Consider the following 12,179-nt stretch of genomic DNA (forward strand, 5'->3'; position numbering starts at 1 on the left):
CGCTGCCGGGTCCGGATCGACGGTGCCGAAACGCACTGATGCGGGGTGGCACACCGAGGGCGAACCGGCCGCCTCCCACTGATCTGACGACACCGCCGCACTGCGATGGGCATCCCCTGAAACACAGTCGTCATCCGCGCGGTCGCCGGCGGAAACGCGGCATTCGTAGTGTCCGCGCGGTGAAGGCAGCTCGGTGTGCGCAGGTGGATGCGCTGCGGGGCGGTGGCGCGGTTCCCTGCGGTGCCACCGGAACGGCATTCGCCGCCGGCCGGCGCATCCGCCGTGTCCGCGCGTGGTCGGCGACGGCCCTGCACTCCGGCACCTTCGGTCCCCTTTCCCCGTCCCGAGGAGCGCACCGCCATGACCGTCGACGACGTCGCAGTACGCACCGAGGAATCGGCGCTCGGAGCGTCGAAGGAAACGCTCGAGGACTACACGCTGCGATTCGCGCCGCGCACCTACCGGCGCTGGACGCCTGCGGTCGTCGGTGCGTCCGCGCTGGGCGGGATCGCCTATCTGGCCGACTTCTCCATCGGCGCCGGGATCGGCCTGTCGCACGGCACCGCGAACGCGTTGCTGGCGATCGGGGTCGCGGCGATCGTCATCTTCGTGACCGGTTTCCCGCTTGCGTACTACGGCGCCCGGTACAACCTCGACCTCGACCTGATCACCCGTGGTTCCGGGTTCGGCTACTACGGGTCGGTGCTGACCAGCGTCATCTTCGCCAGTTTCACGTTCATCTTCTTCGCCACCGAAGGCTCGATCATGGCGCAGGGCCTGCGCTACGCCGTGGGCCTGCCAGTGTGGCTGGGGTATCTGGTGTCCACAGTGGTCATCATCCCGCTGGTGGTGTACGGCATGAAGGCGCTGGCGAAACTGCAGTCCTGGACGAATCCGTTGTGGCTGGTGCTGATGGTCGCGCCGTTGGTGTTCCTGATCGTGCAGGACCCGGATTCCGTGCAGCGATGGCTGTCGTATGAAGGCACGTCCGGTTCCGGGGTGAGCACGGCCGCGGTGCTGCTCGGTGCCGGGGTGTGCCTGTCGCTGATGGGGCAGATCGGCGAGCAGATCGATTACCTGCGGTTCATGCCGCCGCGCACCGCGGGCAACCGGCGCGCGTGGTGGATCTCGATGATCCTGGCCGGTCCCGGCTGGGTGGTCTTCGGCGCGCTCAAGCAGGCGATCGGGGTGTTCATGGCGGTCTACGTGCTCGGTGCCGTCGGCGAGGCGGCCGCGGTCGAGCCCATCGAGCAGTTCACCGGGGTGTTCCGGCAGTTCGTGCCGCCGTGGCTGGTGGTCCCGCTGGCGCTGGTGCTGGTGGTGCTCAGCCAGGTGAAGATCAACGTCACCAACGCCTATTCCGGGTCGCTGGCCTGGACCAACTCGGTCACCCGGGTCACCAGGCGCTATCCGGGCCGGTTGGTGTTCGTGTGCGTGAACCTCGCCATTTCGCTCGTGCTGATGGAAGCGGACATGTTCAGCTTCCTCAACAACGTCCTCAGCTTCTACTCCAACTGCGCGATGGCGTGGGTGGTCACGGTCGCCACGGACATCGTGCTGAACAAGTTCGTGCTCAAGCTCTCCCCGAAGCACCCGGAGTTCCGGCGCGGCATGCTGTACGCGGTCAACCCGGTCGGCGTGGTGTCGTTCCTGGCGTCGTCGATCCTGTCCATCGCCGTCTACTTCGGACTCTTCGGGGAGAGCTTGCAGCCCTATTCACCGCTGGTGGCGGTGGTGATCGCGGTGCTGCTCACTCCGTTGATGGCGGTCCTCACCAGGGGCCGGTTCTACCTGCGCCGCACCGACGACGGGATCGCGGAGCCGCTGCTGGACGCGGAGGGCAACCCGAGCGGCACCCACTACGAATGCGTGGTGTGCGGGCAGTCGTACGAGCGGCCGGACCTGACCGCGAGCGCCGTCGGGGACACGATCTGCTCGCTGTGCCTGAGCACCGACCGCGACGGCCAGCACGTCCTGCCCGCCCAGCCTCGGTGACCTCGGCGAAGCCGCCGCTACGCGGTGGGCTTCAGGTTCCGAGTTGTCCCTTGTGGACGGATCCGATGATCCGTCCGTCGGCGAGCAGCCATGCGGTCTCGTGGTCGCCGAGGCGCGCGGCGGCCCTCGACCGGCGTTCGCCGATCCCGACGGCCGGCAGCGGACCGGTGACGTGCCCGGTGATCGGATCTTCGTGCCGGGCGGTGCCTGCCGTGACCGCCTGGCGGAGCCGGCCGAGGTCGATCGCGCCGGTCGCCTCCGCGGCCGACGGAGGTCCGGATGCGCGGGGACCGACCGGCCAGAGCGATCCGGCGCCGGGGTACCGGTCGGCGAGGACGAGTGCCTCGCCGACGGTGGCGCCGGCCGGCAGCCCGGGTGCGGTCGCGGGCAGCGGGCCGACGACGTCGGCCACAGTGGGTTCGTCCGGGTGCCCGACCGGGAAACCGAGACTGTCGAGCCAGTCGTCGTCGTAGTACTTCGAAAGGTAGGACCGGCCGGAATCGGGGACCACCACGACCACCAGGTCGTCCGGGGACAGTTCGGCGGCAAGCCGCAGTGCCGCGGCGACCGCGGTGCCCGCCGAAGCGCCGAGAAGCAGGCCTTCCTCCCGCGCCAGCCGCCGTGCGGTCAGGATGGACTCGCGGTCGCCGATCGGCTCGAGGTGATCGACGACGTCCCGGTGGTAGGAGCGCGGCCACTGGTCCTCGACGGTGTCCGGATGCAGGTAGTGCCCGATGCTCTCGACCAGGTACGGGCTGCCGTCGCCGCCGGAGTAGGCCGAGTGGTCCGGATCCGCGCCGAGCACACGGACCCGGCCGCCGCTGACCTGCTTCAGGTACGCGCCTGCTCCGCTGATCGTTCCGCCGGTCCCGACCCCGGCGACGAAATGGGTGATCCGGCCGCGGGTCTGGCGCCAGATCTCCGGCCCGGTCGTCTCGTGGTGGGCCGCCGGATTGGCCGGGTTGTCGTACTGGTCGGCGAGCCAGCCCCCGCGCTCTTCGGCGATGCGGCGGGCGACCTGCCGGACGTGTGCCGGGTCTTCCTGCGCGACGGTGCCGGAGGTGAGCACCACCTCGGCGCCGTAGGCACGCAGGATCACGGTCTTCTCCCGGCTGGTCTTGTCCGGCACGACGACGGTCAGCCGATATCCGAGCTGGGCCGCCACGATCGCCAGTCCGATGCCGGTGTTGCCCGAGGTGCCCTCCACGATGAGCCCGCCGGGAGACAGTGCGCCCGCGCGTTCCGCGGCACGCACCATCGCCAGTGCGGCCCGGTCCTTGACACTGCCGCCCGGATTGAGGAACTCCGCCTTGACGTACACAGGCGGCCCGTCCGGCGGGGCCATCCTCGCCAACCGGATCAGCGGGGTCCCGCCGATCGCGTCGAGCACCGAGTCGAACGCGTCGATCTCGGCGGGTGCCGGCACATCGGCTGCCATCGAGCATCCTCCCTCGGGTTCGGGTACTCCACCGCCATCCTGCCACGCTCGCCACCCGCCTGCGTGTTCCCGACGCGAGGCAGTGGACGCTCTCAGTAGCCGGCGAACCGGTAAGCACGGTAGGTGTCGTAGCCGGCGGGCAGGGTCGCGTCGAACCGGAGCCTGCCGTCCGGACCGAACTCCGAAACGCGGCCGAGCTGACCCCAGCCCACGAACGTGTCGCCGTTCGGCAGCGCCTGCGAGTTCCCTTGCGACGGCGCGGAAAGCGAATCGGGATGCCGGACCGAGCGGACCAGCGTGGCCGTGCGGGCCCGTTCGTCGAGTTTGACCCAGATGATCCGGGACGGATCGGCGGAGTCGCCGTTGCTCGCGTTGTCGAAGATACGCACGGTGTCCGGTCCTGCCGGCAACGGGTTGTGCTGCCAGGAAAATTCCGCGCCGTCGCCGAGTGCGAAGTCGCTGTGCCTGCCACCGAGCCGCCAGATGACCTCGCCGGTGTGCCGGTCCACTTTGTACACGGTCCAGGTGTGCCGGGCGGAGATCAGCAGGTTGCCGTCCTGGTCGACGTTGACCGCGTTGATGTGGAAGTAGTCGTAGGGAGCCGCGGACGGCACGGCGGCATGGCTGTCTGCAAGCGGCACGTGCGCCAGGCTGTTCCAGTGCAGCAGAACCTTGCCGGTGGCGACGTCGATTTCCTCGGCGATCGCGTCGAACACCTGTCCCGCCGCCGGTCCGCCGACGCTCGACAGGTCCGCCGGTGTCTGGTGGTAAACCGTGATCAACGCGGTGCCCCGCGAGGTCAGCCGGAACTCGTGCTGGTCGTCGGCGAGCCCGGTCCCGGCCTCGACCGTGGCGAGCACCTTGCCGTGCAGATCGGCGATGTAGTCGGTGCCCTCCCCGTGGCCTGCGCCCGAAGGGCTGGTGCCCTGCCACCACGTCAGCACCGGTTTGCCCCGGTAGGTCTGTTTCCGGAAGTCGGTGACCTGCTGGCCCACCGGAACCCGGTGCGACCACACGACCCGACCGCGGTCGTCGACGACCTCGGCGTAGGAGGGTGCCGTTGCCGAACCCTCCACCTTCGGCGCAACGAAGATGAATCCCGGGCTGGTACCCGGACGGTGGACCAGCACGTCGAGTCCGAGCCCGTCCGCCGCGGCCGCCGGTGGCGCGGTGGCCACGGCGACAGCAGCAAGTACTGCGCCCAGCAGGGTTCCGATTCGTTTCCGGCTGTCTCGCACTGCCATCCTCCGCTCCGGCCGTGGCCGACGTCGGTCACCGCGGCTCGCGAGCCTAAGTCACCGGGCGCAGGCCGACGGGTAGTCTCACCATGCGGCCGCGCGGACGACCGTGTACCACTTCGGTGGCAAGGAAAACTTCGCCAATCGGGCGGACTTCGGTGTCCGCCATCTGGGACGCCTGCGGTGCGAGCGGGTGGCGGCTTAGGCTTCGAGGCGGGAGGCCGTGATGACCGAGACCGCGATGCCGTGGTGGGCCGACGTACCGGCGGGCGGTGCGCGGTGACCGGCCGGTGGTCCTTCGACACCCGCCAGATCCACGCCGGAGCGCGACCGGACCCGGCGACCGGTGCTCGTGCCACGCCGATCTACCAGACCAGTTCCTACGTCTTCGGCGACTCCGCGCACGCGGCGGACGCCTTCGCGCTGCGGGACCTGGAAACGCATGCCTACACGCGTTTGTCCAACCCGACCACCGCGGTCGCCGAAGAACGGCTGGCGGACCTGGAGAACGGCAAGTACGCGGTCGCGGTGGCGAGCGGGCAGGCCGCCTCGGCGCTCGCGCTGCTGAACATCGCGCGCGCCGGAGACCACATCGTGTCGTCGGCGGCCTTGTACGGCGGCACTTACCAGCTCTTCGCCGGCACGCTGGCCGATTTCGGGATCACGGTGGACTTCGTCACCGACCCGGCGGATCTCGGCCAATGGCGTGCCGCAGTCAAGTCCGGCACCAAAGCCCTGTACGCGGAGAGCGTCGGCAACCCGAGCGGCGCCGTGCTCGACGTCGAAGCCGTCGCCGGTGCCGCGCACGACGCCGGCGTGCCCCTGGTCGTGGACAACACCGTGCCCACGCCCGCGTTGTCCCGTCCGCTGGACCACGGAGCCGACATCGTGGTCCATTCCACGACCAAATTCCTCTCCGGACACGGCACCGGCATCGGCGGGGTGGTGATCGACTCGGGGCGGTTCGACTTCCGGGCGCAGCCGCGACGGTGGCCGCAGCTGACCGAACCCGACCGCAGCTACCACGGTCTCGTGTTCGGCTCCGAGTTCGGCGACCTCGGTTATGCGCTGCGGTTGCGCACCAAACTGGTGCGGGACCTCGGCCCGGCGGTGTCGCCGTTCACCAGTTTCCTCCTGCTGCAAGGAATCGAGACGCTTTCGCTGCGGATGGCCCGGCACAGCGCGAACGCGCAGATCGTCGCCGAATGGCTCGCCGACCGGCCGCAGGTGGCGCGCGTGGACTACGCCGGGCTTCCCGGCAGCCCCTGGCACGGCTTGGCGAAGCGGTACTTGGCCGGCGGCGCGGGCGCGGTACTGGCGTTCGAACTGGCCAGCGGGTACGAAGCGGGCCGGCGGTTCGTGGACCGGTTGAAGCTCTTCAGCCACCTCGCGAACATCGGGGACGTGCGCAGCCTGGTCATCCATCCGGCTTCGACCACGCACGCGCAGCTCGACGAGGCACAGCAGCGGGCGGCCGGAGTCAGTGCCGGACTGGTGCGGCTTTCCGTCGGGCTCGAAGGAGCAGATGACCTGATCGCCGACCTGGCCCGTGGCCTGGCCGCGACGGAGGAGTGAGCCTTGGCGGAGTTCACCGGCACGCACGGCAAGGTCCACTACCGGCACTGGGAGCCGGAACAGCCGCGCGCGGTCGTGGTGTTCTTCCACGGCCTCGGCGAGCACATCGGCTCGTACGAGGAGTTCGCCGAGACCTTGCGGGCGGGCGGGTTCTCCGTGTGGGCAGCCGACCACGCCGGCCACGGGCACAGCGACGGCGAACGGGTGCGCATCGACCGCGTCGACGATCTTCTCGACGACGCCGCGACGCTGACCGGCCTCGCGCGCACCGCGCACCCGGAACTGCCGTTGGTGCTCGTGGGCCATTCGCTCGGCTCGACCGTGGCCGTCCTGCTGGCGGGGGAGCGGCTGCGGCCGGCCGGCCGGGGTCCCGTCGCGCTCGTGCTGGCCGGCTCGTCACTCGTTGCCGTTCCTGGCCGGGAGAACGGGCTGGCCGCTCTGCTCGCGACCGGCATCGACCCGCTAGAGCTCCGGAAGGACCCCGGAGAGCTGAACCGGGACGAGACGGTGGCCGCCCGGATCCGCGCCGACCCGTTGACCTGGCAGGGTGGCATCCGCCGGGAAACCATTGCGGCCCTTGGCGATGCGGCGGATCGGATCGAACGGTTGCTGGCGGCGCGCACGCTGACCGTGCCGGTGCTGCTGGTGCACGGCGAGGCCGACGACCTCGCGCCGGCGGAGGGGGCCGGGCTCGCCGCCGGGCGGCTGCCGGACGCGGAGACCGCGGTCTTCCCGGACGATCGGCACAACGTCCTGAACGAACTCGACCGGCACGCGGTGTGGCGCGTGCTGATCGATTTTCTCGACCGGCCTTCGGTCAGCCCACCGCGCTGACAACGCCGGAAGAATCTCGAAGACGTCCGGTCCCCCTGTCGCGTCGATGACGGTGCCGGCCGGAGTGGCTCACTGCTCGGCGAGGTGCGCGAGCGTGCTGACGAGGCGCTTCGCGATATCCGGTGGCCACCCGAGGGCGGGCGCGACAATCCGCTGGTGGGCGAGCCCGTGCAGACCGAGCCACAGCGCGACCGCATCGGTTTCCGGGTCGGTGCTGGTCGATCGGCCCGCCTTGACACAAGCGGCCAGTGCCTCGGCGAGCGTCCGCATGCTCGCCTGTCCCAGGGTGGCCAGATTCTCTTCGATGCCCGCTTCGTGGTGCTGGCGAACGGTTTTCTCGAGGAGACCGTGGTACTGGGCACCGCAGGGGCGGACAGCTTCGAGGGGGAGATGTTCCATTCGTCGCGGTGGCCCGCCGGCTACACCGGCGCGGGCGACCGGATCGCGGTGATCGGCACGGGCTCCTCGTCGATCCAGATCGTCTCGGAGCTGGCGCGGGCCGCCGAGCACGTGACGGTCTTCCAGCGCACTCCCACCTGGGTGCGGCCGAAGAACAACCGCCGCTACGACGAGTCCGAACGGGCGCTGATGCGTACTTCCGCGCAGTGGCGGGCAGCGCATCGGCGGACGATCGTCGAAGAACGCGAAGGGTTGTGGAAGCGGGCGTTCCTGGAGGGCGACACCGAGGATTTCGAAGCGATTGCCCGCGCACACTTCGAGCGCCAGGTTTCCGACCGCGAGCTGCGGTGGCACCTCTGGCGTCGCGACGGCCGCACGCGGTGCTGCCGTCGTCGTGGACGTTGCTGGCCGAGCGCGCGGGTCCTGCGGTGCACCGGATCGAGCCGGTGTCGTACTTGCGCGCCGCGCTGGTGGCCAGGTCGGCTGCGCTGACACCGGCCGCACGGGCTTTTCCGGAGATGGCCACGGGATGGCCGCCCGGCGCATAGGCGTGGCCGATCACCGTGATCGGATACCGGTCTTGGACCCCGGGCAGGTGGCGCCGGTTGACTGGTGGCAGTCCGCGACGAGGGAGTGGGATGACCGCTGAACAAACCTTCCGGATCGCGTCGATCCCGGCCGATGGCGTCGGCGCCGAGGTCGTCGCCGCGGGCCGGGCGGTGCTCGCTGCCCTGGAGACCGCGCCGGCGGGGCGATTTTCCTTCGCGTGGACCGAATTCCCCTGGGGCTCGGACTATTACGCCGAACACGGCGTGATGATGCCGGGAGACGGGCTCGAACTGCTGCGCGAGTTCGACGCGATCTACTTCGGCGCGGTCGGCCGGCCCACCGTGCCCGACCACATGAGCCTCTGGGGCCTGCGGTTGAAGATCTGCCAGGGCTTCGACCAGTGGGCCAACGTCCGTCCGGTCACCTTCCTGCCCGGCATCACCAGCCCGCTGCGCACGGCGGGCGAAACCGAACTGGACTGGATCGTGGTCCGGGAGAATTCCGCGGGTGAGTACGCGGGTTTCGGCGGCCGCAACTTCACCGCGCGTGCAGCGGGCGGCGAAGTCGCCGTGCAATCGGCGGTGTTCACCGAGAGCATGCTGGTGGACGCGATGTCGGCCAAGTTCGTGCTGCAGCCGCAGGACCTTTCGGTGGTGGTTGCCTCGAACCTCAGTGCCGACATCCTGTCCGACCTCGGCAGCGCCCTCGCCGGCAGCCTCGGACTCGCCGTCAGTGCGAATCTCAACCCCGAACGTCGCTACCCCAGTATGTTCGAGCCCGTGCACGGCTCCGCCCCCGACATCGCCGGGCAGGGCCGGTGCAACCCGATCGGCAGCGCCGCGCTGATGCTTGAGCACTTCGGACTGCCCGACGAGGCGACAAGTATCCGCACGGCGATCGAAACCACGACGGCACAAGGGATCCGCACTCCCGACGTCGGCGGCACCGCGGACACCGCCGCGGTCAGGACCAGCGCGCGGTCATCGCGGATCGACCCGTGAATCGAGGTAGTCCGACAGGTGCTTGCCGCCGGGGAACAGGCCTTGCTGCACCCAGGTGTCGTAGGTTTTCTGCAGCTGGGTGGCGAGCGCGGCGTCGACCGGGATCCGCCGGTAGTTCGTCTCCTCCGGCCGGAGCTGGGTGGCGATCGCCACGGGCTGATGGGCAAATCCGGCGTACCACTTGTCGAAGGCGTCGGGGTTGTTCTTCGACCAGGTGTAGCTCTGGTCGACGCGGTTCGCGAAGTCCTGGATCGCGCTGCGTTTGCCCGGGTCGTCCAGTGCCTCGTCGGTGGCGGACAGGACGTTGAGGCCGGAGTTGATGCCTGCTCCGTCGGAGAGCACCCGGGCCCCGAGCTCTCCGCGGGCCCTGGCGGCGTAGACACTCCAGGTGGCCCAGGCGTCGATGTTGCCGGTCGAAAACGCGGCGTTCGCCTCGGACGGGGCGAGGAAATTGAGCGTGACGTCCTTGTCGGTGAGCCCGGCCTGTTTCAGCGCCCCGATCACCAGGTAGTGCGCCACGCTGCCACGGGTGGTGGGGGAGACCCGCTTGCCCCTGAGATCGGCGACGGTGCGCACCGGGCTGTCCTTGGGCACGAGGAGGTAGCTGCCCTTGCCGCCGTTGCTCCAGGCGGCGGCGACCTTGATCTTGGAGCCGCCGGCGATGGCCGTGACGGTCGGGGAGTCGTTGGCCCCGCCGATGTCGATGGCCTCCGCACGCAGCGCTTCGTGCAGGTCGGCTGCGGCGGCGAACTGGGACCACTCGATCTTGTAGGGCAGATTGCCGAGCAGCCCCGCGGCCTTGAGCCGGGACTGGGTGGCACCGGTCTGGTCGCCGACACGCAGCACCACTTCGCCGTCCGAGCCGGCGGAACCGCAGCCGGCGAGCGCGGTGAGCCCGAGCAGGGTGGCCAGCACCAGGGCGATCCGGAGGAACGGGGGTTTCGAGGGCATACGAAGGCTCCAGGACGGCGGGCACGGAAAAATCGGCACACCGGCGCGAACCGGCGTTCCCCGGCGGCAGTTTCTCCTCGTCTGCACCGGGAGAACCCGGCTGCCCGGGTGGCGGGTGAATGGTCACCTCAGGGTGTCTATTTTCGCTCCTGCAGTGGGAGAGTCAATGCAGCCGCCCGGGTTCCCACGAGCCGGGACGGATCCACAGTGGACCGTTGCCGGTGGGTACCGCGACCGCGCCGGACGGTGGTTCGCGGTCGCCGGTGAGCAGTTCCAGTTCGGGTCCGGTGAGGCTGCCGAACCGCGCGAGTGCCGGCGCGGCCTCGAGCGGGGGAGCGGCGGGCAGGTCGGCGCCGGTCGCGGCATGTATCGCGTCGAGGTACTCGTGCAGCGGCCGCCAGCCGGGGACGACGAACCGCCCGCCGTCGCCGGCGACGGTCAGCGTCGGCAGGGCGTAGCGGACGTGGTGTTCGAGGTGCTTGGCGCGGCCGCTGTGCGGACCCGGCGCGGCGATGCCCATGACTTCCGGGCAGGGCCGGCGGGTTTCGCGCCAGTCTTCGCGGACGGCCGTGCGGATTTCGTCGCTCGTCATCGCGGTGTGCAGCGCGTCGAGGTCGAGGCCGGGCAGGTCCCGGACAGCGGCGAGCACGCGGTCGGCATCGTCGGCAGGGGCGCCGAGGACGAACGTCGTTTCGCGTAGCCGTCTCAGTACGAGTTCGGCGACGGTTTCCCCTTGTGCCTCGGCGGCTTTTGCGGCGAGGGAGGCCGGCCAGCTCGTTTCCGCCACCCAGGACAGCTGGGGAGCCTTCGGGGCACCGGTGTGCGTGGTGACGCCGTCGATGAACGTCGCGTACCAGGCAGCCTCGGCGCCCGGATCGGGCGCCGGATCTTCGTCGTCGTCGAAGAGGATGCCGAACACCCGGCGCCACCGCAGGTCCAGCCGGGCTTCGAGGAGCACGCGAAGGAGCCGGAACTTCGGCTCCGAGCCCCAGGCCCACGGGCAAGCCGGGTCGGTGTACTCGACGATCTCCAACGCCGGCGTCACGGGTAGCTCCTCGGGCACGTCGCCAGCGGACCAGCGGGCCGGCGGGTTGCCGACGACGGCTTCCCGGTCGCTGCGGCGCCGGCGAGCAGATCGGTGATGGTCGTCGCGCGCAGGAGCGCGTCGAGCCCGGTCTCGATACCGGACCAGAACGGGGCCAGTCCGGCGGCCGTGCCGTGATAGGACAGCGCCGGGCGCGGTTCGCCGCGCACGGAAAGGAACTCGCCGTCGACTGCCGCGACGGCGTCCCGCACAGTGATTTCCCCGGCCGCCCTGGCCAGCCAGTACCCACCCTCGCAGCCGCGCTGGCTGCGGACCAGCCCTGCCTGGCGAAGGTCCCGCAGCACGGCTTTGATGAACCGTGCCGGGATGTCCTGGGCGGAGGCGACAGCTTCGCAGGTGATCGGCCGCGCGGTGTCCGCGGCGAGCTCCAGCAGCACCCTGATCGCATAGTCCGCCCTGGCCGAGATGCGCATGCCTGCCATCATCCCCGGACGAGGACCGGCCCGCGGGTCCCGGCACGCAGCCATTCCAGGAACTGCACGATCTCGGCCGCCACACTGCGGTGCGCGAGGTCGTTGAGCACGTCGTGGCGTCCGCCCTCGACCAGTACGAACCGGCCCGCCGGAAGCATTTCGGCGAAGGCCCTGGCGGCTTTCGGAGCGGCGACCGGGTCCGCGCTGCCGTGCAGCACGAGCACCGGGGACGGCGGGAGCCGCGAGGGGAGGCCGGCGGGTTCCGAGAACAGCGCGCCGCGCCGGAACCGATCGTTGCCGGCGAGCAGGGCGCGATGTGACGGGCACGCGGACCGCGCGTCGAGCTCGCCTTCCCAGGAACGGTCTGCGCCGGCGTCGGCCGACAGCGGCAGGCCTGCCGCCACCACCGCATGCACCGGCAGCTCGGCGGCGAGAGCCAGCGCGCCGATGGCCCCGGTGTCGCTGCCCAGCAGGACCACCGGGACCGGGCTGCCGCGAAGCTCGCCAACGACCTCCTCCCCGGACGCCACGGCGACGACCCGGTAGCCGTCGAAGGCGAGCCGGGCACCGAGCCGGGCGTAGAGACCGGGGTGCTCACCGCGTCCTGGCAGGAGCACGACCGTGCCGCGCACGGGCGTTCCGCCGACAGGGCTCCAGCGCGCCGTCTCGGCAGGCGCCCTC

The 12,179-nt window shown here is 70.4% G+C and carries 12 protein-coding genes; 5 read left to right on the top strand and 7 right to left on the bottom strand.

Annotation, left to right across the window (positions count from 1 at the left end; all coding sequences use genetic code 11):
- The first annotated feature begins 360 nt into the window (after nt 1-360).
- Entirely contained in the window at nt 361-1,995 is a 1,635-nt protein-coding gene (locus ABD793_RS03385; RefSeq protein ID WP_344855137.1) for a purine-cytosine permease family protein, read from the top strand.
- A gap of 31 nt (nt 1,996-2,026) precedes the next feature.
- Here the strand turns inward: ABD793_RS03385 and ABD793_RS03390 are convergent, their stop codons facing one another.
- Together ABD793_RS03390 and ABD793_RS03395 are read right to left on the bottom strand one after the other, a co-directional pair.
- Complete coding sequence (locus ABD793_RS03390) at nt 2,027-3,433, bottom strand: PLP-dependent cysteine synthase family protein (RefSeq protein ID WP_344855139.1); 1,407 nt, start codon at nt 3,431-3,433, stop codon at nt 2,027-2,029.
- 92 nt (nt 3,434-3,525) lie between these two features.
- Nucleotides 3,526-4,677, bottom strand: coding sequence for an arylsulfotransferase family protein (locus tag ABD793_RS03395; RefSeq protein WP_344855142.1), 1,152 nt, complete (start codon nt 4,675-4,677; stop codon nt 3,526-3,528).
- 273 nt (nt 4,678-4,950) lie between these two features.
- Here ABD793_RS03395 and ABD793_RS03400 point away from each other — a divergent pair, with 273 nt between their 5' ends.
- On the top strand, nt 4,951-6,246 hold the full coding sequence (locus tag ABD793_RS03400; RefSeq protein ID WP_344855144.1) for an O-acetylhomoserine aminocarboxypropyltransferase/cysteine synthase family protein: 1,296 nt from the start codon (nt 4,951-4,953) through the stop codon (nt 6,244-6,246).
- Nucleotides 6,247-6,249: 3 nt separating this feature from the next.
- Nucleotides 6,250-7,080 carry an alpha/beta fold hydrolase gene (locus ABD793_RS03405; RefSeq protein WP_344855147.1) on the top strand — a complete coding sequence of 277 codons (831 nt, stop codon included), beginning with the start codon at nt 6,250-6,252 and terminating at the stop codon, nt 7,078-7,080.
- A gap of 69 nt (nt 7,081-7,149) precedes the next feature.
- On the opposite strand, the gene ABD793_RS03410 is transcribed toward ABD793_RS03405, so the two are convergent.
- Complete coding sequence (locus ABD793_RS03410; protein ID WP_344855770.1) at nt 7,150-7,479, bottom strand: TetR-like C-terminal domain-containing protein; 330 nt, start codon at nt 7,477-7,479, stop codon at nt 7,150-7,152.
- On the opposite strand from ABD793_RS03410, the gene ABD793_RS03415 reads away from it, so the two are divergent.
- Both ABD793_RS03415 and ABD793_RS03420 read left to right on the top strand, forming a co-directional pair.
- Nucleotides 7,375-7,971, top strand: coding sequence for an NAD(P)/FAD-dependent oxidoreductase (locus ABD793_RS03415; protein WP_344855772.1), 597 nt, complete (start codon nt 7,375-7,377; stop codon nt 7,969-7,971). The genes ABD793_RS03410 and ABD793_RS03415 overlap by 105 nt on opposite strands.
- Before the next feature lie 146 nt (nt 7,972-8,117).
- Nucleotides 8,118-9,029: an isocitrate/isopropylmalate family dehydrogenase gene (locus ABD793_RS03420; RefSeq protein WP_344855149.1), complete on the top strand. Its 912-nt coding sequence runs from the start codon at nt 8,118-8,120 to the stop codon at nt 9,027-9,029.
- Here the strand turns inward: ABD793_RS03420 and ABD793_RS03425 are convergent.
- The 4 genes from ABD793_RS03425 to ABD793_RS03440 form a co-directional block, all read right to left on the bottom strand.
- Entirely contained in the window at nt 9,009-9,980 is a 972-nt protein-coding gene (locus ABD793_RS03425; RefSeq protein WP_344855151.1) for an ABC transporter substrate-binding protein, read from the bottom strand. The two genes, ABD793_RS03420 and ABD793_RS03425, sit on opposite strands and share 21 nt — an antisense overlap.
- A gap of 163 nt (nt 9,981-10,143) precedes the next feature.
- Nucleotides 10,144-11,025: a DsbA family oxidoreductase gene (locus ABD793_RS03430; protein WP_344855155.1), complete on the bottom strand. Its 882-nt coding sequence runs from the start codon at nt 11,023-11,025 to the stop codon at nt 10,144-10,146.
- Nucleotides 11,022-11,498, bottom strand: a complete 477-nt coding sequence (locus tag ABD793_RS03435) for an RrF2 family transcriptional regulator (RefSeq protein ID WP_344855157.1) — start codon at nt 11,496-11,498, stop codon at nt 11,022-11,024. Before ABD793_RS03435 ends, ABD793_RS03430 begins: the two co-directional genes overlap by 4 nt.
- A gap of 8 nt (nt 11,499-11,506) precedes the next feature.
- On the bottom strand, nt 11,507-12,130 hold the full coding sequence (locus ABD793_RS03440; RefSeq protein WP_344855159.1) for an alpha/beta hydrolase: 624 nt from the start codon (nt 12,128-12,130) through the stop codon (nt 11,507-11,509).
- Between the last annotated feature and the right edge of the window lie 49 nt (nt 12,131-12,179).

The organism is Amycolatopsis ultiminotia, from assembly GCF_039536925.1.
GTDB classification, from domain to species: domain Bacteria; phylum Actinomycetota; class Actinomycetes; order Mycobacteriales; family Pseudonocardiaceae; genus Amycolatopsis; species Amycolatopsis ultiminotia.